20 protein-coding genes are annotated in these 21,955 nt (G+C 70.7%); 16 read left to right on the top strand and 4 right to left on the bottom strand.

What is annotated here, in order from left to right; translation table 11 throughout:
- Positions 1-68 precede the first annotated feature (68 nt).
- The 14 genes from STRNI_RS13645 to gatB all read left to right on the top strand — a co-directional run bounded on the left by STRNI_RS13645 (position 69) and on the right by gatB (position 16,142).
- Positions 69-857 carry a VC0807 family protein gene (locus STRNI_RS13645; protein WP_229837964.1) on the top strand — a complete coding sequence of 263 codons (789 nt, stop codon included), beginning with the start codon at positions 69-71 and terminating at the stop codon, positions 855-857.
- Between the two features lie 313 nt (positions 858-1,170).
- Entirely contained in the window at positions 1,171-2,550 is a 1,380-nt protein-coding gene (gene gdhA / locus STRNI_RS13640) for an NADP-specific glutamate dehydrogenase (RefSeq protein WP_277411332.1), read from the top strand.
- A gap of 67 nt (positions 2,551-2,617) precedes the next feature.
- Entirely contained in the window at positions 2,618-3,160 is a 543-nt protein-coding gene (locus STRNI_RS13635; protein ID WP_018087261.1) for an LOG family protein, read from the top strand.
- A gap of 47 nt (positions 3,161-3,207) precedes the next feature.
- Entirely contained in the window at positions 3,208-3,897 is a 690-nt protein-coding gene (locus STRNI_RS13630; RefSeq protein ID WP_018087260.1) for an SDR family oxidoreductase, read from the top strand.
- A 145-nt stretch (positions 3,898-4,042) separates the two neighbouring features.
- Entirely contained in the window at positions 4,043-4,420 is a 378-nt protein-coding gene (locus tag STRNI_RS13625; RefSeq protein ID WP_093647177.1) for a MarR family winged helix-turn-helix transcriptional regulator, read from the top strand.
- Between the two features lie 153 nt (positions 4,421-4,573).
- A complete protein-coding gene (locus tag STRNI_RS13620) occupies positions 4,574-6,028 on the top strand; it encodes an MFS transporter (RefSeq protein WP_277411331.1) in 1,455 nt (484 codons plus the stop codon).
- Between the two features lie 284 nt (positions 6,029-6,312).
- Positions 6,313-7,326, top strand: a complete 1,014-nt coding sequence (locus STRNI_RS13615; RefSeq protein WP_109892710.1) for a methionine synthase — start codon at positions 6,313-6,315, stop codon at positions 7,324-7,326.
- Between the two features lie 31 nt (positions 7,327-7,357).
- Positions 7,358-9,574: an NAD-dependent DNA ligase LigA gene (ligA, locus tag STRNI_RS13610; RefSeq protein WP_159486035.1), complete on the top strand. Its 2,217-nt coding sequence runs from the start codon at positions 7,358-7,360 to the stop codon at positions 9,572-9,574.
- Positions 9,575-9,730: 156 nt separating this feature from the next.
- The gene (locus tag STRNI_RS13605; protein WP_018087255.1) at positions 9,731-11,839 is read left to right on the top strand and encodes a putative bifunctional diguanylate cyclase/phosphodiesterase; all 2,109 of its coding nucleotides are present in this window, start codon (positions 9,731-9,733) and stop codon (positions 11,837-11,839) included.
- Between the two features lie 179 nt (positions 11,840-12,018).
- Positions 12,019-12,381 (top strand): hypothetical protein, encoded by a 363-nt coding sequence (locus STRNI_RS13600; RefSeq protein WP_277411330.1) that lies wholly within the window; start codon positions 12,019-12,021, stop codon positions 12,379-12,381.
- A 201-nt stretch (positions 12,382-12,582) separates the two neighbouring features.
- Positions 12,583-12,879 carry an Asp-tRNA(Asn)/Glu-tRNA(Gln) amidotransferase subunit GatC gene (gatC, locus tag STRNI_RS13595; protein WP_006602950.1) on the top strand — a complete coding sequence of 99 codons (297 nt, stop codon included), beginning with the start codon at positions 12,583-12,585 and terminating at the stop codon, positions 12,877-12,879.
- A gap of 5 nt (positions 12,880-12,884) precedes the next feature.
- A complete protein-coding gene (gene gatA, locus STRNI_RS13590) occupies positions 12,885-14,378 on the top strand; it encodes an Asp-tRNA(Asn)/Glu-tRNA(Gln) amidotransferase subunit GatA (protein WP_018087253.1) in 1,494 nt (497 codons plus the stop codon).
- Positions 14,379-14,383: 5 nt separating this feature from the next.
- On the top strand, positions 14,384-14,617 hold the full coding sequence (locus STRNI_RS13585) for a hypothetical protein (RefSeq protein ID WP_030087700.1): 234 nt from the start codon (positions 14,384-14,386) through the stop codon (positions 14,615-14,617).
- Positions 14,618-14,633: 16 nt separating this feature from the next.
- Positions 14,634-16,142 (top strand): Asp-tRNA(Asn)/Glu-tRNA(Gln) amidotransferase subunit GatB, encoded by a 1,509-nt coding sequence (gene gatB / locus STRNI_RS13580; RefSeq protein WP_277411329.1) that lies wholly within the window; start codon positions 14,634-14,636, stop codon positions 16,140-16,142.
- Positions 16,143-16,221: 79 nt separating this feature from the next.
- On the opposite strand, the gene STRNI_RS13575 is transcribed toward gatB, so the two are convergent.
- From STRNI_RS13575 to STRNI_RS13565, 3 genes are read right to left on the bottom strand one after another with little or no spacing between them, the layout of a single operon-like run.
- Positions 16,222-17,226 carry an aldo/keto reductase gene (locus STRNI_RS13575; RefSeq protein WP_277413249.1) on the bottom strand — a complete coding sequence of 335 codons (1,005 nt, stop codon included), beginning with the start codon at positions 17,224-17,226 and terminating at the stop codon, positions 16,222-16,224.
- Positions 17,227-17,243: 17 nt separating this feature from the next.
- Positions 17,244-17,447, bottom strand: coding sequence for a DUF397 domain-containing protein (locus tag STRNI_RS13570; RefSeq protein ID WP_277411328.1), 204 nt, complete (start codon positions 17,445-17,447; stop codon positions 17,244-17,246).
- Positions 17,444-18,085 carry a DUF5753 domain-containing protein gene (locus STRNI_RS13565; RefSeq protein ID WP_277411327.1) on the bottom strand — a complete coding sequence of 214 codons (642 nt, stop codon included), beginning with the start codon at positions 18,083-18,085 and terminating at the stop codon, positions 17,444-17,446. The genes STRNI_RS13570 and STRNI_RS13565 overlap by 4 nt, the downstream gene beginning before the upstream one ends.
- Positions 18,086-18,127: 42 nt before the next feature.
- Between STRNI_RS13565 and STRNI_RS13560 the strand changes: the two genes are divergently transcribed.
- Complete coding sequence (locus tag STRNI_RS13560) at positions 18,128-18,490, top strand: ATP-binding protein (RefSeq protein ID WP_338149737.1); 363 nt, start codon at positions 18,128-18,130, stop codon at positions 18,488-18,490.
- A 24-nt stretch (positions 18,491-18,514) separates the two neighbouring features.
- Here the strand turns inward: STRNI_RS13560 and STRNI_RS13555 are convergent, their stop codons facing one another.
- A complete protein-coding gene (locus STRNI_RS13555) occupies positions 18,515-19,543 on the bottom strand; it encodes a hypothetical protein (protein WP_277411325.1) in 1,029 nt (342 codons plus the stop codon).
- 180 nt (positions 19,544-19,723) lie between these two features.
- On the opposite strand from STRNI_RS13555, the gene STRNI_RS13550 reads away from it, so the two are divergent.
- The gene (locus STRNI_RS13550; RefSeq protein ID WP_277411324.1) at positions 19,724-21,832 is read left to right on the top strand and encodes a phosphocholine-specific phospholipase C; all 2,109 of its coding nucleotides are present in this window, start codon (positions 19,724-19,726) and stop codon (positions 21,830-21,832) included.
- Positions 21,833-21,955 lie beyond the last annotated feature (123 nt).

Raw genomic sequence — 21,955 nt, 5'->3', positions numbered from 1 at the left:
CCAAGCTGATCGCAGCGCGGAAAGCAGCGCGGAGAGCATCAGTGCACAGCAACATGGGGGAGTGCGCCGTGAGTCGGAGCAGGCCGGTGGCCGAGGGGGAGCGCGGCAATCCGCTGCTGAAGAGCCTTACGCCGTTGATCGTGGACGCGGGCATTCCGGTGGCCCTGTATTACGTCCTCAGCGACGGCTTCGGCTTCAGCACGATGGCCGCACTGGGCTGGAGCAGCGTGGTACCGGCGCTGCGGACGGTGTGGGACCTGGTCAGGAGCCGCAGCGTCAACGGCCTCGCACTGCTGATGCTGGCCGTCAATGCGGTGGGCCTGGCGCTGAGCGCGGTGGCCGGTGATCCACGGCTGATGATGGCCAAGGACAGCGGTGTGAGCAGCGTGGTCGGGATCGCGATCCTCCTCTCCGTGCGGACGAAGCGGCCGCTGATGACGGCGGGGCTCAAGCCGTGGGTCACCAAGGGCAGCGCGGCCGGCAACGCCGCCTGGGACCGGCTGATGGCCGGATCGGAGCGGTTCCGGCGGGCCGAGCGGCGGTTCTCGGCGATATGGGGGACGGCGCTGCTGACCGAGTGCGTGATCAAGGTCATCGGTGCCTACACCGTGCCGGTCCACACCATGGTCTGGCTGGGCACGGTACTGACCGTGGTGGCCGTCCTGGCGGCGATGCTCATCGCCGGGGGCAGCTGCGCCGACCCGATGGAGAAGATGGTCAAGGCCGAGGTCGGAGCCGAGGTCCTGGTCGAAGCCGAGGTCGCGGTCCACTCGGGTGCCCTGACGGGAGACCCGGGCGTTGCGCGCCGGCGCACAGGCGTCGTGCGCAACGACGGGAAAATGGCTGGTCAACTGTGAGGTCCCGCACAGCGTGCGGTGCGGGCGACCGGTGCGCGGCAGCCGTGACCGGTGCGCTGACCTGCGGGCATGCGGCGGGGAAGGGCGGAACGCAGGAGTCGGGCGATTGCGTACGGGAACGACGTGTCGTATATCCCACAGTCGATCAGCGGGGTGCCGCCAAATAGGGTCGGCAAAGCGAAGGAACGCCGGCGGCAGTCGGACCGGGAAATGGTGACGACAAGGACTGGCAAGGAGTTATAGGCCTTGTGAGGACTCGTCAGGGTCCGGACCGCAGGCGGCCTTTCCGCGGCCACGAAGGGAACGGAAGTCAATGTCGACTGTTCAATCTGAGGTCAAGCCCGGTATTCATACGGCCGGGCCGGCGGCAGCCCTGTACGCCGAGCTGGTCCGGCGGAATCCCGGGGAGCCCGAGTTCCACCAGGCGGCACTGGAGGTGCTGGAGACGCTGGCCCCGGTGCTGGCGGCCCGTCCGGAGTTCGCGGAGGCGAAGATCCTGGAGCGGATCTGTGAGCCGGAACGGCAGATCATGTTCCGGGTCCCCTGGCAGGACGATTCCGGGGCGATTCACATCAACCGCGGTTTCCGGGTGGAATTCAACAGCGCGCTCGGCCCGTACAAGGGCGGTCTGCGTTTCCACTCGTCCGTGAACCTGGGGATCGTGAAGTTCCTCGGCTTCGAACAAATCTTCAAGAATTCTCTTACCGGGCTGAACATCGGCGGCGGTAAGGGCGGCAGTGATTTCGATCCGCACGGCAAGTCGGACGCCGAAGTCATGCGATTCTGCCAGTCGTTCATGACGGAGCTGCACCGTCATCTCGGCGAGCACACGGACGTACCGGCCGGCGATATCGGCGTCGGCGGCCGGGAGATCGGTTTTCTCTTCGGCCAGTACCGGCGGATCACCAATCGCTGGGAGGCCGGTGTGCTCACCGGCAAGGGGCTGGCCTGGGGCGGCTCCAAGGCCCGTACGGAGGCCACCGGTTACGGCAACGTCCTCTTCACCGAGGAGATGCTCAAGCAGCGCGGTGAGGAGCTGGACGGGCAGCAGGTGGTGGTCTCCGGGTCCGGCAATGTCGCGATCTACACCATCCAGAAGGCACAGGCGCTCGGCGCCAACGTGCTGACCTGCTCGGACTCCGGCGGCTATGTCGTCGACGAGAAGGGCATCGATCTGGACCTGCTGCGGCAGATCAAGGAGGTCGAGCGCGGCCGGATCAGCGAGTACGCCACGCGGCGGGGAGTGTCGGCCACATACGTACCCGGTGGGCGGGTGTGGGATGTCGCGTGCGATGTGGCGCTGCCGTCGGCGACCCAGAACGAGCTGGACGCGGACGCTGCCCGGATCCTGGTCCGCAACGGCGTCAAGGTGGTCTCCGAGGGCGCCAACATGCCGACCACACCGGAGGCGGTGACGCTCCTCAAGTCGGCCGGTGTGGCCTTCGGCCCCGGTAAGGCCGCCAACGCGGGCGGTGTGGCGACCAGCGCGCTGGAGATGCGGCAGAACTCCGCGCGCGAGGCCTGGGCCTTCGAGCGCACCGAGGGCGAGCTCGCGGCCATCATGCGCGGGATCCACCACCGCTGCTACGAGACCGCGGAACGCTTCGGGCTGCCGGGCGACTATGTCGCCGGCGCCAACATCGCCGGCTTCGAGCGGGTCGCGGAGGCGATGCTGGATCAGGGGCTGATCTAGCCGGAGGCCGTGGCCGGCCGGGCGGTCCGCACCGGACCGCCCGGCCGGCCGATCGTATGGTGACCGCATGAATATCTGTGTTTTCTGCTCCGCCGCCGATCTCGACGACCGCTATGTCACCCCTGCCCGTGAGTTCGCCGAGCTGATCGGCCGGGGCGGGCATGCGCTGGTCTGGGGCGGTTCGGACGCCGGCCTGATGAAGGTCATGGCCGACGGGGTGCAGGAGGCCGGCGGGAAGCTGATCGGCGTCTCCGTGGAGTTCCTGGCGCACAAGGCGCGCGAAGGCGCCGATGAGATGGTCGTCACCAAGGACCTCGCCGAGCGGAAGGCGCAGATGCTGGTGCGTGCCGATGCCGTCGTCGTCATGGTCGGCGGCACGGGCACCCTGGACGAGGCCACCGAGATCCTGGAGCTGCGCAAGCACGGGATGCACAGCAAGCCGGTGGTGCTGCTCAACACCGCTGGTTTCTACGACGGATTGAAGGAGCAGTTCGAGCGGATGGAGGCGGAGGGCTTCCTGCCGCTTCCCCTCACCGAGCTGGTCTTCTTCGCGGCGGACGGCGTCGGTGCGCTGGCCTACCTGGAGGAGAAGGCGGGCTTCCAGGCCTGAGCCGCCGCGCCCCGCGTCCGGCCGTCCCGCTCGTTAGGATCGGCCCCATGGGTACGCACTTGATCACGGGCGCAGGATCGGGCATCGGAGCGGCGGTCGCACGGCGGCTCGCGGACCGCGGGGAGGACCTGTGGCTGCTGGCGCGCAACGCGGTCCGGGCGAAGGAGCTGGCCGCGGAGTTCCCCGGCGCCCGTACGCTCGTGGGTGATCTCGCCAACCCCGAGAAGCTGTCGTGGGCCTTCGGGCAGCAGCCGCTGCCGGACCGTATCGACTCCCTCCTGCACAGTGCGGGCGTGATCGAGCTGGGCGCGGTCGCCGATCTGCCGGCCAAGGCCTGGCAGCGGCAGCTCGCCGCCAACCTGGTCGCGCCCGCCGAGCTCACCCGTCTGTTGCTGCCGCTGGTGCGGGTCGCCCAGGGGCATGTCGTCTTCGTGAACTCCGGTGCCGGGCTGAGCGCGCGTGCCCAGTGGGGTGCGTACGCGGCGAGCAAGCACGGTCTGAAGGCGCTGGCCGACTCGCTGCGGGCGGAGGAGCACGACAATGGCGTCCGGGTCACCTCGGTCTATCCGGGGCGTACGGCCACGCCGATGCAGGAGAGCACCCACCGCCAGGAGGGCAAGGAGTACGACCCGTCCCGCTGGATCGACCCGGAGTCGGTCGCGACGGCCATCCTCACGGCCATCGATCTGCCGCGGGACGCGGAGATCAACGATGTGTCGGTGCGGCCCGGACGCTGAGGCCCGGGCTGCCTCTTTGGCGGTTTTCCACAGCTTCCGTACGGGCGCTGCTGCTTTCGCCGCGGCGACGTACGCTGCATGAGTGACCATTGAAGCGAAGTCGACCGCGGCGGCGGGGTGCGGGTTCCGGGAGATCCGGGGGCTCGTGACGGAGCTGAGCCGTCGGCTCGACGCCCATCAGCGCAGCCGGATCGCCGAGCTCGATCTGACGCCGACGCAGGCCAAGGCGCTGGAGGAGCTCGGCGAGCCGAAGACGGCGCGGGAGCTGGCCGCGGTGCTGTGCTGTGAGCCGCCGAATGTCACCTATGTCATCTCCAAGCTGGAGAAGCAGGGCATGGTCGTGCGCCGGCCGCATCCTCTGGACGGGCGGGCCAAGCAGCTCGTACTCACCGATGCGGGCCGGGAGTTGCGGCTCGATCTGCTGCGGCGGATGGGTACGGCCTCGCCGCTCGATCATCTTTCGCGCGAGGAGCGGGCAGCGTTGCGCGATGACCTGCTGAAGGCGCTGGGGCGGGGCGACTGATCCGCTCGCGGGAGCAACGCGCCGCCGGGGCCCCGGGATGCACACTGCATCCCGGGGCCCCGGCGGTTTCGTATGCGTTCCGTTCGTATGCGTTCAGTAAAGTTATAGCTGTAACTATTGCCCCCATGGATAGCTACAGCTTTAACTAAAACAATGATCACTGAGAAAGCTGCGCCGCACGCGACGGCGCACGAGGCCGGGACGGCCACCCAGGGGCAGGGGCAGGGTGAGGGCCAGGCGCAGGCGCCCGCTTCCCCTCCGGGCCGGTCCCGCGGCGGCGTCCAACTCCTCGTCCTGGCCTTAGGGTTCGTGATGGCGAGCCTGGACACCGGCATCATGAACGTCGCCGCGAACGATCTGCGGGCCCGGCTCGGACTGACCATGTCCGGCCTCACCTGGGTCGTCGACGGCTATGTCCTCGCCTTCGCCGCGCTGCTGCTGCTCGCCGGATCGCTGGCGAAGCGGTTCGGCGCCCGGCGGATCTATCTCGTCGGGCTCGCCGTGTTCACCGCCGCGTCCCTGCTGGGCGCCGTCGCGCCGAACGGGGCGGTCCTGGTGGCGGCCCGCTTCGTCCAGGGAGTGGGCGCGGCGCTGTTCATGCCCAGCTCGCTGTCGCTGCTGATGCACGCCTTCCCCGAACCGGCGCGCCGGGCGAAGATCCTCGGCATCTGGTCGGCGATCGTCTCCACCTCCGTAGGGCTGGCGCCGACCGTCGGCGGCCTCCTGGTCGGCACGCTCGGCTGGCGCAGCATCTTCCTCGTCAACCTCCCCATCGGCCTTGCCGGGTTGCTGCTCACCCGTCGGGTGATCGCGGCGGTCCCGGCCCGCGGCTCGGCGCTCGGCGGCAGTGGCCATGTCCTGGGCCTGCTGGCCCTCGGGGCGCTGAGTTACGCGCTCATCGAGGGGCCCGACAGGGGCTGGTCCGCACCGGTCGTCCTGGGGGCGTTCGCGGTCGCGGCGGTCGCGCTGGCCGGCTTCCTCGTCCGTGAACGGGCCGTCCGCGCCCCGATCCTGCCGGTCTCGCTCTTCGCGGACCGCAGCTTCGCCGCGGCCAATGCGGTCGGCTTCCTCTTCAACTTCGCGTTCTACGGGGCGCTGTTCGTCCTCGGCCTCTTCCTCCAGACCGCGCGCGGGGCGAGCCCGGTGACGGCGGGGCTGCAGATGCTCCCGGCCGTGCTGGTCCTCCCGTTCGGCAACATGCTCTACGCCCGGTTCGGCCCGCGGATCGGCAACCGGACGGCGCTCACCGCCTCTCTGGCGCTCTCCGCCGCGGGCTATGTCCTGCTGTTCCTGATCCTCGCGCCCGGCCTGCCGTATTGGGCGCTCGCGGTGGTGCTCGCGCTCACCAACATCGGCGGCGGGGTCAGCTCCCCGGCGCTGACCGGGGTCCTGATGGCGGCCGCGGGCCGCGAGCACACCGATATCGGCAGCGCCACCCTCAATGCCAACCGCCAGATCGGCTCCCTGGTGGGCATCGCCGGTATGGGCGCGGTCCTGACGGGGGCGGGCGACGGCTACCAGGGCGCGGCCTTCGCCTTCGCCCTGACGGCGGGCGCACTGGCCGTCGCGGCGGTGGTCGGCCGGATGGGCATCCGCGCTCGGGCGTGAGGCGGATGGGCATCCGTATCGGGCGTGAGGCGGGCGGGCATACGCACCCGGGCGTGAGGCGGGCGGGCATACGCCCCCGGGCATCAGCGGCGTCCACGGCCCGGCGTGCGGGCCGTACCCCGCCTGGTGTGGCGGGCGTACGCACCGGAGCGTGACCGCCGTACGCTCGCGGGCGGGGCGGACCGCGGCGTTCCGCGCCACCTCACGCACGCACACCCACCGCAGCACCCTGCCCCGCACACCTGCCGCACCCTGCCCCGCCCACCGGCGCATACCCTGCCTGAGTGAGCGAGAACAGCACGCAGAAGTGGACCGCGGGCGCGGCGACCGGGATCGGATCGATGCCGGGCGGTGACGCGCGGGAGGCGGCCAAGACCGTCACCGGATCGCTGGAGACCTTCCCGTATCTGCCGGAGCTCCCTGCCCGCGGGCCCGGTGCCGACATGATCGGCCGGACCCTCGGGATGCTGGTCGAGGTCTACGGCCATGTGGAGCCCAGCGGCTGGCGGATCAGCGACCGGCCGGGCCGGGACACCCGGCGGGCGCACTCCTGGCTCGGGGAGGATCTCGACGCCCTGGAGGAGTTCACCCAGGGGTACGAGGGCCCGCTGAAGGTCTCCGCGGTCGGCCCGTGGACCCTGGCCGCCGCCCTGGAGCTGCGCAACGGCGAGGCGGCCGTCGGTGACCCCGGTGCCTGCCGGGATCTTGCGGCGTCCCTGGCGGAGGGGCTGCGCGGCCATCTCGCGGACGTACGGCGGCGGATCCCCGGCGCCCGGGTCGTGCTGCAGCTCGACGAGCCGTCGTTGACGGCGGTGCTCCAGGGGCGGGTGAAGACGGCGAGCGGCTACCGCACCCACCGGGCGGTGGACCGGGCGGTCGTCGAGGGCGCGCTGCGTGATCTTGTCGCAGTGGCGGAGGGCGGCCCCGTGGTCGTCCACTCGTGCGCGCCCGAGGTGCCCTTCGGGCTGCTGCGGCGGGCCGGTGTCACGGGCGTCTCGTTCGATTTCTCGCTGCTCACCGAGCGTGAGGAGGAGACGATCGGGGAGGCCGTCGAGGGCGGGACGACGCTGTTCGCGGGCGTGGTGCCGGGCGTGGACAGCCGATTGTCAGACCCTGCCGGTAGCGTCATGGGTGTCAGGACGCTGTGGCGCAGGCTGGGGCTGGCGCCGGGGACTCTGAGCGAGTCCGTGGTCATCACTCCGTCGTGCGGTCTGGCGGGCGCTTCGCCCGCTTATGCCCGCTCTGCTCTCGCCCACTGCGTCCGGGCGGCGAGATCACTCGCAGACAACCCTGAGTGACCGCACTCAAGGACCACGGGAGGACAAGACGGTGGCTGGCGAACAGCACGCAGCGGAATCCAAGGTGCCCGCCGCGGCGCGGGAGGAGCACGCGCAGCTCGCTGAGCAGATCGAGGAGCACCGCTTCCGGTATTACGTGAAGGACGCCCCGGTCGTCAGCGACGCGGAGTTCGACAAGCTGCTGCGCTCCCTGGAGGCCCTGGAGAACGAGCACCCCGAGCTGCGCACCCCCGATTCCCCGACCCAGAAGGTCGCCGGGGCCTACGCCACGGAGTTCACCGAGGTCGAGCACCGCGAACGGATGCTCTCGCTCGACAACGCCTTCGACAACGAGGAGTTGGCGGGCTGGGCCGAGCGGATCGCCGGTGAGCTGGGCGGCGATCCCAAGAGCGCGGGGTATCACTTCCTGTGCGAGCTGAAGGTCGACGGTCTCGCCGTCAACCTCACCTATGAGCAGGGCCGGCTGACCCGCGCCGCCACCCGCGGCGACGGCCGTACGGGCGAGGACATCACCCCCAACGTCCGTACGATCGCCGAGATCCCGCACCGCCTGAAGGGCGACACGATCCCGGATCTGGTCGAGGTGCGCGGGGAGGTCTTCTTCCCGATGGAGAAGTTCCTCGCGCTCAACGAGCGGCTGGTGGCCGACGGCAAACCGCCGTTCGCCAACCCCCGTAACGCCGCGGCCGGTTCGCTGCGCCAGAAGGACCCCAAGATCACCGCCAGCCGCCCGCTGCACATGGTCGTCCATGGCATCGGTGCCCGCGACGGCCTGGAGATCGACCGGCTGTCGGAGGCCTACGACCTGCTCAAGGAGTGGGGCCTGCCGACGGCCACGCACAACAGGGTCGTCGACTCCCTGGAGTCCGTACGGGAGTTCATCGACCATTACGGCGACGCCGAGACCCGCCGTACGGCCGTCGAGCACGAGATCGACGGCGTGGTCGTCAAGCTGGACGAGATCCGGCTCCAGGGGCGGCTGGGCTCGACCTCGCGGGCGCCGCGCTGGGCGATCGCCTGGAAGTACCCGCCGGAGGAGGTCAACACCAAGCTGGTCGACATCCGCGTCGGCGTCGGCCGTACGGGACGGGTCACGCCGTATGCCGTGGTCGAGCCGGTGACGGTGGCGGGGTCCGAGGTGGAGTTCGCCACCCTGCACAACCAGGACGTGGTCAAGGCCAAGGGGGTGCTGATCGGGGACACCGTCGTGATCCGCAAGGCCGGCGATGTCATCCCGGAGATCCTGGGACCGGTCGTCGATCTGCGGGACGGCGGTGAGCGGGAGTTCGTGATGCCGGCCGAGTGCCCCGAGTGCGGGACGGCGCTGCAGCCCGCCAAGGAAGGCGATATCGACCTGCGGTGCCCCAATGCCCGCGCCTGCCCCGCCCAGATCCGTGAGCGGCTGTTCTACCTGGCCGGCCGCAAATGTCTGGACATCGAGAACTTCGGCTATGTCGCGGCGACGGCACTCAGCCAGCCGCTGGAGCCCGCGGAGCCGCCGCTGAAGGACGAGGGCGATCTTTTCGGCCTTTCCATCGAACAGCTGCTGCCCATCAAGTCCTATGTCCTCGACCCCGATTCCGGTCTGCCCAAGCGGGACCCGAAGACCGGCGAGGAGAAGGTCGTCACCTTCTTCGCCAACCAGAAGGGCGAGCCGAAGAAGAACGCCCTGGCCATGCTGGAGAACATCCAGGCGGCCAAGCAGCGCCCGCTGGCCCGGATCATCACCGGTCTGTCGATCCGGCATGTGGGCCCGGTGGCGGCCGAGGCGCTGGCGCGGGAGTTCCGCTCGATCGACCGCATCCGGGAGGCGGACGAGACGGAGCTGGCCGCCGTCGACGGTGTCGGGGCCACGATCGCCGCCTCGCTGAAGCAGTGGTTCGCCGAGGAGTGGCACCAGCAGATCATCGAGAGCTGGCGGGCCGCGGGCGTCCGAATGGAGGAGGAGCAAACGGGTGAAGAGGGCCCGCGGCCGCTGGAAGGCGTCACCGTCGTCGTAACGGGCACACTTCAGTCACACACCAGAGATGGCGCGAAAGAGGCCCTCCAGAACCTCGGAGCGAAGGTGACCGGTTCCGTTTCGAAGAAGACCGGATTCGTAGTGGTGGGCGACAACCCTGGTTCGAAGTACGACAAGGCCATGCAGTTGAAGGTCCCCGTGTTGGACGATGATGGCTTCGCGGTGCTGCTGGAGCAGGGTCCTGACGCAGCGCGAGCGGTAGCTGTCACTCCACCTGAGGAGGAGTGAGGTGTCACCTCATCGGCGCATACCAGATTGATCCGCGACGCCGGGTCGCATTCGGGCAACCGTCGTCGATCGCTGCCCGTCGCGGCCTTCCGCGGCCTACTGTTGAGGAGTGCGCCTGCCGTGGCGCGGGCACAGCCGGCTGTGAGAGGGATCGGAATGAAACCGACCGACAGCGCCGCTCCGGCGTCGCGGCTCCGGCGGCTCGTCGTGCCCGCGCTGCCCGCGACCATCGTCACCGTGGCGGGCCTCGCGCTCGCCACGGGCGTCATCGTGACTCTCGGGGAGGGTGAGGCACTGTTCCCCGGCGGCTCCGTGGGCTGGTCGCTGGCGATCCTCACCGGCATCATCGTCGGCCACCTGGTCGCCCTCGGCCGGGACCGCTGGTGGGGCGGCACGGGCTCCGGCGCCGCCCTCGCGCTCGCCGTCCTGCTGCTGTACGGCTGGATGCCCGCCGTCCTCGTCAGCCTCTCCGTGGTCGTCCTGGTCGGTGCCGCCCGGCGCCACCGCTGGCGACAGGCCGTGGTGCACGGTGCCGTGGACATCCTCGGCCTCGGCACCGCGGCGCTCGGCCTCGCCGCGTTCGGCGTGGTCTCCAGCGTCCGCCACCCCTGGGCCCCGCCGTCCTGGAACCTCGCCGTCCTCCCCGAAGTCGTCGTCACCGCCGCCGGCTACCTCTTCGTCAGCCGCGGTCTGCTCTGGGTCAGCCTCACCCCCCGCACCGGCCAGCTGCCCGCCATCCCCCGAACGGCCGTGGTCCGTCAGGCACTCGTCGGTATCGCGCTGCTCGGCATCTCCCCGCTGATCGCCGTCTGCGCCATCCACGCCCCCCTGCTGCTGCCGCTGTTCGCGGTCCCGCTCATCGCGCTGGACTCCACCCTCTGGATAGCCCGCGCCCGCGCCGAGGAGCAGCTGCGCGACCCGCTCACGGGCCTGCCCAACCGCCAGTGGCTGCTGGAGCGCACCTGGACCGCCCTGGACGACGCCGAGCGCGTCGGCGCCCGCTCGGCGCTGGTCCTCATCGACCTGGACCGCTTCCGCTCCGTCAACGACACCCTCGGCCACCTCGCCGGCGACCGCCTGCTGCTGCAGATCGCCGACCGCCTGCGGCACGCCCTCCCGCGCGGCGCCGAGGCGGCCCGGCTCGGCGGCGACGAGTTCGCCGTCCTGCTGCCCACCACCGACTCCCTCACCAGCTCCCAGCGGGCGGCCCGCAACCTCGTCGCCGCCCTCGGCTCCCCGCTGGACCTCGACGGACTGACCCTCGTGCTCGAAGCCAGCGCGGGGGTCGCCGTCTTCCCCGACCACGCCCTCGACGCCGAGGGGCTGCTGCGCCGCGCCGATGTGGCGATGTATCAGGCCAAGCGCGACCGCAGCGGTGTCGAGCTCTACGAGGCCAAGCGGGACGGCAACACCCCCGACCGGCTCGGCCTGTTGGGCGATCTGCGCCGCGCCCTGGACGCCGGCGACGTCGAGCTGCACTACCAGCCCAAGGTCGGCTTCGACGGGCATGTCGCCGGACTGGAGGCACTGGTCCGCTGGGTGCACCCGGACCGCGGCCGGGTGCCACCGGACGAGTTCATCGCCATCGCCGAGTCCTCCGGACTGATGCCCCGGCTGACGGAGTACGTCCTGGAGACCGCGCTCGCCCAGGTGGCGCGCTGGCGCGCGATGGGCCTGGAGGTGCCGGTCGCCGTCAATGTCTCCCCGCGGGACGTGCACTCCCCGGGCTTCGCCGGAGCGGTCGCCGCGCGGCTCGCCCGGCACCGGGTCCCACCGGGCGCCCTCCAACTGGAGATAACCGAGCATGTCCTCCTGGAGGATCCGCAGCGGGCCGCGGACACCCTCGCCGGGCTCACCGCGCACGGCGTCAAGATGTCCCTCGACGACTTCGGCACCGGCTACTCCTCCCTCGTCCACCTGAGGCGCCTCCCGGTCAGCGAGCTCAAGATCGACCGCTCGTTCGTGGCCCGGCTGGCCGTCGACACCGAGGACGCGGAGATCGTCCGCTGCACCCTCGACCTCGCCCACTCCCTCGGCCTCCTGGTCGTCGCGGAGGGCGTGGAGGACGACGAGACCTGGGAGCGGCTGCGCGACCTCGGCTGCGACGCCGTACAGGGCTGGCTGGTGGCCGCGGCGATGCCACCGGACGAAACCACGGCCTGGCTGAGAGCCCGCGGAGAACGCGGCTGGCAGCGCGAATCGGAGACGGCCGCCCTTGCGGCGGAGAAGGCCGCCGAGCGCCCTTCGGGACAGGTCTTGAACTGACCCGGCCACCGGCCGTCCCGTGTCCCCGCTCCGAAGAACCCGCGCAGCCGCCCACGGCCGAGGACCGGCCCGACGAGGAAGAGCACGGACCGCCGTCCGGGCAGTCCGGGTCCGATACGTCCGACGCGCCCATCGAGCCCGCCCCGCATGTCGAGCCCGGCACGAACGGCCCGCCCGCGGTGCCCGCCCCGCCCGACGGGCCCGGCGCGTCCGACGAGCCCGCTGCGCATGTCGAGTCCGTCGCATCCGACGAGCCCGCCTCGCCCGACGATCCCATCGAGCCCACCCGGCCCACCCGGCCCACCGAGCCCGCCTCGCCCGACGATCCCACCGAGCCCACCCGGCCCGGCGACCCCGCCTCGCCCGACAACCCCGCCAGGCCCGCCCCGTCCCACGAGCCGGACGAGCCCAAGGCGACGGACGAGGAGCCGGGCGAGGCACCGGACGACGTGCCGAACGAGGCACCGGACGACGTGCCGAACGAGGCACCGGACGACGTGCCGGAAGACGTCGATGAGCCATCCCCGCCGGAGGCTCCCTAGCAGGCCGCGGTGTGCGTCGGGGGATCTTGAAAACGGTCCGTGCGCGGCGCCCGCGGCCGCCCCCGGCGAAACGGTTTCGCGGCAGCTCTTCCGTACGCCATAGGATTGGGCCGGAAAAGTTCACAGGAGCATTCACCGAGAAGACTCCGCCTGGACATTCCGCCCGGAACACTCCGCCCAAGAACACCAGAGGATCGCTGCATGCCTGGCATCACGCGCGAGGAGGTCGCTCACCTCGCCCGGCTGGCACGTCTGGAGCTGAAGGCCGAAGAGCTCGACCACTTCGCCGGACAGCTCGACGACATCATCGGCGCGGTCGCCCGCGTCTCCGAGGTCGCCGATCAAGACGTACCGCCGACCTCCCACCCGCTGCCCCTGACCAACGTCATGCGGCCGGACGAGGTCCGTCCGTCGCTGACCCCCGAGCAGGCGCTCTCCGGCGCCCCGGCCCAGGAGCAGCAGCGTTTCAAGGTGCCGCAGATCCTGGGGGAGGAGTGACCGACATGGCAGACCTGATCAAGCTCACCGCCGCCGAGATCGCGGCGAAGATCGCCTCCGGCGAGCTCACCGCCGTCGAGGTGACCGAGGCCCACCTGGCCCGCATCGAGGCCGTCGACGAGAAGGTGCACGCCTTCCTGCACGTCGACCGTGAGGGCGCGCTCGCCCAGGCCCGCGCCGTGGACGAGAAGAAGGCCCGCGGCGAGAAGCTCGGCCCGCTGGCCGGTGTCCCGCTCGCGCTCAAGGACATCTTCACGACGGAGGGCATTCCCACCACCGTCGGCTCGAAGATCCTCGAAGGCTGGCTGCCGCCGTACGACGCGACGCTGACCAAGAAGCTCAAGGCCGCCGACGTCGTCATCCTCGGCAAGACCAACATGGACGAGTTCGCCATGGGGTCGTCGACGGAGAACAGCGCCTACGGGCCGACCGGCAACCCCTGGGACCTGACCAAGATCCCCGGCGGCTCCGGCGGCGGCTCCAGCGCCGCCCTCGCCTCCTACGAGGCCCCGCTCGCCATCGGCACGGACACCGGCGGCTCCATCCGCCAGCCCGCGTCCGTCACCGGCACGGTCGGCGTCAAGCCCACCTACGGCGGCGTCTCCCGCTACGGCATGGTGGCCTTCTCCAGCTCCCTGGACCAGGGCGGGCCCTGCGCCCGTACGGTCCTGGACGCGGCGCTGCTCCACGAGGTCATCGCCGGCCACGACCCGCTGGACTCCACCTCCATCGACGCGCCGGTCCCGGCGGTCGTCGAGGCGGCCCGCAACGGCAGCGTCGAGGGCATGCGCGTCGGCGTCGTCAAGCAGTTCCGCGGCGAGGGCTACCAGGCCGGTGTCATCCAGCGCTTCGACGAGTCGGTCGCGCTGATGAAGGAGCTGGGCGCCGAGATCGTCGAGCTGGACTGCCCGTCCTTCGACCTCGCGCTGTCCGCGTACTACCTCATCGCGCCCTCGGAGTGCTCCTCCAACCTGGCCCGCTTCGACGCCATGCGCTACGGCCTGCGGGTCGGCGACGACGGCAGCAAGTCCGCCGAGGACGTCACGGCCCTGACCCGTGAGGCCGGCTTCGGCCCCGAGGTCAAGCGCCGGATCATGCTCGGTACGTACGCGCTCAGCTCCGGCTACTACGACGCGTACTACGGCTCCGCCCAGAAGGTGCGGACGCTGATCACCCGCGACTTCGAGAAGGCCTTCGAACAGGTCGACGTGATCGTTTCGCCGACCACGCCGACCACCGCCTTCCCGATCGGCGAACGCGCCGACGACCCGATGGCGATGTACCTCGCCGACCTGTGCACGATCCCCACCAACCTGGCAGGCAACGCGGCGATGTCGCTGCCCTGCGGCCTGGCCCCCGAGGACGGGATGCCGGTGGGCCTGCAGATCATCGCTCCTGCCATGGCCGACGACCGGCTCTACAAGGTCGGTGCCGCGGTCGAGGCCGCGTTCACCGCCAAGTGGGGCCACCCGCTGCTTGAGGAGGCACCTGCACTGTGAGCGCCATGACCAAGAAGGCCAAGAACTTCAAGAAGTCCAAGGGCGGCCTGTATCTGTCGATCGGCAGCACCGCGTTCGGCGCCCTCAGCGTCGCGAAGCAGGCCAAGCTGGCCCGTCAGGAGAACGACACGCTCCGACTGATCGACGCCGCCGTCTCGGCCGCGGCGATCGTCACCGGCCTGGCGATCCTCTACCGCGAACTGAAGCGCCTGGGCGACGACGACGTCCTGCTGGGCTGAGAGGGAAAGTTTCACCGTGACTGTCACTGACCTGGTGTCGTACGAGGACGCCCTCGCGACGTACGACCCCGTCATGGGCCTGGAGGTCCATGTCGAGCTCGGCACCAAGACCAAGATGTTCTGCGGGTGTTCCACCACCCTGGGCGCGGATGCCAATGCGCAGACCTGCCCCACCTGCCTGGGCCTGCCCGGCTCGCTGCCCGTCGTCAACGCGATCGGCGTCGAGTCCGCGATCAAGATCGGCCTGGCGCTGAACTGCTCCATCGCCGAGTGGTGCCGCTTCGCCCGGAAGAACTACTTCTATCCGGACATGCCCAAGAACTTCCAGACCTCCCAGTACGACGAGCCGATCGCCTTCGACGGCTACCTCGACGTACAGCTGGAGGACGGGGAGATCTTCCGGGTGCACATCGAGCGCGCCCACATGGAGGAGGACACCGGCAAGTCCACCCACATCGGTGGCGCCACCGGCCGTATCCACGGCGCCCGGCACTCCCTCCTGGACTACAACCGTGCCGGTATCCCGCTCATCGAGATCGTCACCAAGCCCATCGAGGGCGCGGGCGAGCGGGCCCCCGAGGTCGCCAAGGCGTACGTCGCCGAGCTGCGCGAGCTCATCAAGGCGCTGGGCGTCTCCGAGGCACGCATGGAGCAGGGCCAGATGCGCTGCGACGTGAACCTCTCGCTGCGCCCCAACGGCACCGAGAAGTTCGGTACGCGTTCGGAGACCAAGAACGTCAACTCCCTGCGCTCCGTGGAGCGTGCGGCCCGGTTCGAGATCCAGCGGCACGCCGCGGTGCTCTCCTCCGGCGGCACGATCGTCCAGGAGACCCGGCACTTCCACGAGGAGGACGGCTCCACGACGGCCGGCCGCATCAAGGACAACGCCGAGGACTACCGCTACTTCCCCGAGCCGGACCTGGTGCCGGTGGCCCCCTCCCGTGAGTGGGTCGAGGAACTGCGCGCGGCGCTCCCCGAGCTGCCGCGGGTGCGCCGCAACCGGCTGCGCGAGGAGTGGGGCATCTCCGAGCACGACATGCAGTCGATCCTCAACGCGGGCGCGGTCGACCTGATCACCGCCACCGTCGACGCCGGTGCGGACTCCGCCTCGGCCCGTAAGTGGTGGATGGGCGAGCTGGCGCGCCGCGCCAACGAGGACGGCGTCGAGCTGGCCGCCCTGCCGATCACCCCCGAGCAGGTCGCCCGGGTCACCGCGCTGGTCGCCGACGGCTCGCTCAACGACAAGCTGGCCCGCCAGACCATCGAGGGCGTGCTGGCCGGCGAGGGCGACCCGGACACCGTCGTCGAGAAGCGCGGTCTGAAGGTCGTCTCCGACGAGGGCGCCCTGGGCACCGCCGTCGAGGAGGCGATCGCCGCCAACGCCGCCATCGCCGACAAGATCCGCGGCGGCAAGGTGGCCGCGGCCGGCGCCCTGGTCGGCGCGGTCATGAAGGCCACGCGGGGCCAGGCGGACGCGGCCCGGGTGCGCGAGCTGATCCTGGAGAAGCTGGGCGTCGAAGGCTGACGCGCGCTGCTTCTTGTGCGTGAGGCCGAGCGGCCGTCCCTCTACGGAGGGGCGGCCGCTTCGTCGTTCCGGGTCCCGCTCAGTGGCCCAGTCGTTCCAGCGCGGCGAGTGGATAGCGTTCGCCGGCGACGGCGTCGGCGGGTACGGCCGCGCGGAGTTGGTCCGTCTGCTCGGGGGTCAGGGTGATCCCGGCCGCCGCCGCGTTCTCGTCCAGGTAGCTGCGGCGCTTGGTGCCGGGGATCGGGACGATGTCCTCGCCCTGGGCGAGCAGCCAGGCGAGGACGGCCTGCGCAGGGGTGCAGCCGAAGGACTCGGCGGTGGTCCGCACGGCCCTGACGAGGCGCAGATTGCGGTCGATGTTCTCCTCGGCGAACCGCGGCCACCGGCGGCGGGCGTCCTCGGCGGTGAGATCGTCGCGTGCGGCGAGCGCGCCGGTCAGCATCCCGCGCCCGAGCGGTGAGTACGCCACGATGCCGATGCCGAGCTCCCGGCAGGTCGCCAGCATCTCGCCCTCCACGACCTCGCGGGTGAAGAGGGAGTACTCCAACTGCACGGCGCTGATGGGGTGGACGGCATGCGCCCGCCGCAGCGTCTGCGGGCTGATCTCGCTGAGGCCGAGGTGGCGTACGGCACCGTCGGCGACGAGGCCGGCCATCGCCCCGACCGTCTCCTCGATGGGGACGGCCGGATCACGGCGGTGCATGTAGTAGAGGTCGATGTGGTCCGTACCGAGGCGGCGCAGCGAGGCGTGGCAGGCCTCGCGCACCCAGGCGGCGGAGGTGTCGACCTCGTTCACCCGTCCCGTGGCGGCGTCGTGCCGCAGCCCGAACTTGGTGGCCAGCACCAGCTCGTCCCGCTGCGCGGCGGTACGGCTGCGCAGCCAGCGGCCGAGGAACTCCTCGTTGGCGCCGCGCCCGTAGGCGTCCGCGGTGTCGAGCAGCGTGACGCCGAGCTCGACGGCGCGGTCGAGCGTACGGAGCGACTCGGCGTCGTCCGGGACGCCGTACGAGGTGGACATCCCCATACAGCCGAGGCCGAGCGGGGAGACGGTTGGGCCGTGGGCGCCCAGCTGGCGGACCTTCATCGTCACCTCTGTGAACGTCAGTTGGCGACGTCGGCCAGAAAGGCGGACCAGGCGGCGGCACTCAGGGTGAGTATCGGGCCGCCGGGGTTCTTGGAGTCGCGGATGTGTATGGCGTGGGGGCAGCTGGCCACTTCTACGCAGTTGCCGCCTGCGCTGCCGCTGTAGCTGGACTTGAACCAGTTAAGACCGCGAGAGAAGTGCTGGGCTGCTGTGCTGGTCATGACTCTCCTAGCAAGTCGTCCAGCAGGCTCTTCGTCTCCTCAGGGGTGAGGGCCTGCGACCGCAGCATCCCATATACCTGTTGATACACGCTGACCTGATCTGGATCGTCGACCAGGAAGCTGATCCGTTGCGCTTCGATGTAGGCGAGATACTCATGATCGGGTTTCTCCAGCAGGACCAGCAGGACCAGCAGGACCAGCAGGACCAGCAGGACCAGCAGGACCAGCGGGCCGTCCAGGGCGGCATGGGTGCATCGGGCCGTCGGCATGATCTGAAGCCCTAAGAAAGGGAGTTCGGCGCAGGAGCGGAGATGGCGGAGCTGTGCGCGCAGGAGTCCCTGACTGCCGATCGGTCGATGGAGGACCGCCTCTTCCAGGATGAAGTTGAGCATGGGGCGGGGCGTCTTACGCTCCAGCAGCTTCTGTCGGCTGATGCGTCCTGAAACCCATTCCTCGGCCTGTTCCTCGTCCAGTGGTGGGTAGAGGGAGTCGAAGGTTGCTCGTACGTACGGCTCGGTCTGCAAAAGCCCCGGCACCACCTGGTTCTGATACGACAGCAGCGTCAGCGCCTCCTCCTCGTGCTCCACCAAGTCCTGCACGAACGCCGGCAGCTTCTCCCGCTCCGGGACCTTCGCCACCGCGACCGCCAACGGGTGCGCTACCGGCGGGAGCGCCGATCCGTGCCGCTGGCAAGGGAGTTCGCCCGTCATGCGCTCGCCGACTGGGACCTGGAGAGCCGGGCGGACGACGTTCTGCTCTGCGTCAGCGAACTGGCGACCAATGCCCTGCTGCACGGTGTGCCGCCCGGTCGTGAGTACCGGCTGTGTCTGTCGCTGTACGAGGACGGGCTGCTGCGTGCGGAGGTGCACGACAGCGGGGGCGGCGAGCCGCGGGTTCCGGTGCGCGGCGCGGCGGAAGAGGAGTGCGGGCGGGGGCTGTTGCTGGTGTCCGCGCTCGCGGACAAGTGGGGGGTCGGGGAGCGCGATCCGGGCAAGGTCGTGTGGTGTGAGTGGTGGCCGGAGTTCGGGGGCGGTCCGCGGTGACCGGGCGCGGGCGGCCGGTGCGGGTCAGCGGCAGCCCATGGTGTCGGCGACCTTGGTCAGGACGGCGCGTTTGATCGCCGCGTACTGTGCGTCCGAACCCGTGGCTATGACGTGCACATAGCGGCTGCCCGGGCCCTTGGCGCACTCCAGTGCCGTGGCCGCGTCGCGGTCGAAGCGGAGGTCCTTGTCCGTCAGCTTCAAGGGCAGGGCGGACGAGACCTGTACCCGGGCCCGGACGCCGGTCGGCGAGAAGGCGTCCAGGGTCGCCCGGTCGCGCAGCACGAGCGCCGAGAAAAGTCCCAGGTCGAGCGCGTCGTCGCCCTCCTCCAGGGCGGAGCACCTGCTGACCGGGTCGTCGCTGAAGCCGCCGAACCGGTACACCTTCCCGTCGGCCCACTTCCGTACGGTCCTGGCGTCCGCCACGCCGCAGGGCGTCTCGCCGCGCGAGAGGCGCACGGGCTTCGGCGCGGGCCAGGTGAAGCTCCGGGGGACGGGGAAGGGCTTGCCGCCGCACCGGGCTATCTGGGCGTTGCCGACGGCGAGCAGGCTCCTGGCGGCGAAGTCCGAGGCGGTGTGCCGGTCCGCCCCGGCGCTGGGGACGTTGATGTGCGCCAGCTTGTTGTGGCACTGGGGGAGGCGGAGCCAGCCGTCGACCCGGTTGCGGTTCGGCTTGATCATCCCGGGCAGGCCGTGGCGGAGCGGGACGGTGCCGAGGCCCCACCACAGGTGCGCCTTGAGCGGGGTCTTCATGACGGTGGCGTCGAGCCGCCAATCGCCCCGCTGTACCGTGCAATCCGGGTCGCCCCACCGGTCCTTCGTCTCCGTGACCTCCCAGGGGGCGTCGCCGGACGGGGCCGCCTTGGTCAGCAGCGAGCGGTCCAGGGAGCTCCAGCACGCCCGGTCGGGCAGGGCGCCGCTCCAGGGCCACTTGTCGTTCACCGTGCCCCAGACGGCGAGGAGCAGCGCGGCCGTGGCCAGGGCGACCGCTGGCCACAGCTGCTTGAGGCGCGGCGTGCGGCCTCCCGTGTTCGCCGGATGTTCGACTTCCCCCATGCCAACTGAACCTAGGTTGTGGTCCTTTGACGCCGCAACCGCCTGTGGACGGTTCCCGGAGTTGTCACCCCGCTGCCTATCGCCGGTCACGGGAGTCCGCTAGCGTCCCCGTCGCCCCATCGCAATGGATTGAGTGCAGACCATTGGCTGACTGATGGACCGTCGACTGGGAGGTCGGGCGTGGCACCTGAGGTATCGCGTAGACGGGTACTGGGAGTGGGCGCGGCGGCGGGCGCGGCGATGGCCGGGTCGCTGCTGCCGCCGTCGCTGCAGCGGGCGCTGGCGGACGACGCGGCGCGGCCGGTGCGTGGCGGGGGCGGAATCGAGGACGTCAAGCACGTCGTTGTGCTGATGCAGGAGAACCGCTCCTTCGACCACTACTTCGGGATGCTGCGCGGAGTACGCGGCTACGCCGACCGCAACGCGATCGAGCTGCCCGGCGGCCGGAGCGTCTACGAGCAGCCGGGGCTGCTGGGCCTCGGGACCGTTCTGCCCTTCCCGGTGCGTGAGGCGGCCGCCGCGCAGAAGAAGGACCTGCAGTACATCGGCGCGCTGGACCACAGCTGGTTCGGCGGGGCCGTGGCGTGGAACGGCGGCTGGATGAACGGCTGGGTCACCGCCAAGACGGCCGCCACCATGGCCCACTACGACCGGCAGGACGTCCCGCTGCACTACGAGCTCGCGGACACCTTCACCGTCTGCGACGCCTACCACTCCTCGATCCACTCCTCCACCAGCCCCAACCGCAACCACCTGGTGAGCGGCTGGACGGGCTACGAGCCCAACGGGAAGCGGGCGGTGGGCAACGACGCCTACGAGGAGGACACCCACTCCGGCTACACCTGGACCACCTACGCCGAGCGGCTGGAGCAGGCCGGCCGCAGCTGGCGGGTCTACCAGGAGTGGGACAACTTCACCGACAACAACCTGGAGTTCTACGCCCCCTTCAAGGCGGTCGCGAAGAAGGCCCTGGCAAAGGTGGACGGGGTGCAGAACATGACCGCCTTCTACGGGAAGGTGGCGGGCGCCGACGAGGCCGGGCGCAGGCGGCTGCAGGGGCTGCTGGAGGAGGGCGTCAAGGGGCTGAGCCGCGCGGAGCGGAGCCTGTGCGAGCGGGCGCTGCGGCGGGGCGAGCCGGACACCACGGCGAGCGCGTTCGCCGCGGACGTGGCGCGCGGCACGCTGCCCGAGGTGTCCTACCTCGTGCCGTCCGCGGCGGACTCCGAGCACCCCGGCTCGTCCTCCCCGGTCGAGAGCGCCACCATCGTCTACAAGGTGCTGGACGCGCTCGGCAGGAACCCGGACGTCTGGCGGCACACCGCGCTCTTCCTGACCTACGACGAGAACGACGGGTTCTTCGACCATGTGCCGCCGCCGGTGCCGCCCGCCGGGACCGACGGGGAATTCTGGGACGGCCGGCCGACGGGTCTGGGCATCCGGGTGCCGATGATCGTCATCTCGCCGTGGACGGTCGGCGGCTACGCCTGCTCCCAGGTCTTCGACCACACCTCGATCACCCGGTTCCTGGAGCGCTGGACGGGGATCGAGGAGCCCAACATCAGCGCCTGGCGGCGTACCGTCTGCGGCGATCTGACCGCCGCCTTCGACTTCTCCCGCGGGCGTCGGCAGCCGTCGGTCCGGCAGCCCGGCCCGGTCCCGGCGTTCAGCGGGCGCTGGGCGCCGCGGCCCCCGGCCCGGCAGACGCTGCCGCGGCAGGAGCGCGGCAGCCGCCCGGCCAGGGCGCTGCCCTACCAGCCGGACGCCGACGGCGGCCTCGACCCGGGCGCCGCGGTCTTCCGCATGGCCGTCCGCAACGCCGGCAAGGCCTCCGCGCATCTGGCGCTCTATCCGTACGCGAAGGAATTCGACGCGCCGCAGCACCGGGATGTGCGGGGGAAGGGGGAGTGGGAGGTGCCGGTGAAGGAGGGCAGGTACCGCTTCGCGGTGACGGGGCCGAACGGCTTCCGGCGGGAATTCGCCGGTACCGGTAGGGGCGCGGCCGCGGCCGTCACGATCAGCACGCGGATCGACGCCGGGCGGCAGGAGCTCCATCTGACCGTCCTCAACCACAGCCGTACCGAGCTGACCTTCACCCTCGCCCCGCTGGCCTATACGGACGCCGCGCCGCGCACGGTGAAGGTGAAGGCCGGCGGCAGCCGCACCGTCGCGCATCCCGCCGCGGCCGCGCACGGCTGGTACGACCTCGCTCTCACGGTCGCCGAGGACCCGTCCTTCCGCCGCCGGCTGATGGGGCATGTCGAGAACGGCAAGGAGTCGGTCACCGGCTGAGACGCGGTGTACGGGGCGGGGAAGGGGACGAGGTCCTTTTCTGACCTCTTTGTGGGGAAGTCCACAAAGAGGTCAAAGGATCTCTTCCGGCTGCGATTCTGCTCCGGAGAGGCGGACCGGGCG

Origin of the sequence: Streptomyces nigrescens, from assembly GCF_027626975.1 — a bacterium.
Lineage (GTDB): Bacteria > Actinomycetota > Actinomycetes > Streptomycetales > Streptomycetaceae > Streptomyces > Streptomyces nigrescens.
The sequence above is the reverse complement of the archived record's forward strand: the minus strand, read 5'-3'. Positions and strand labels throughout refer to the sequence as shown.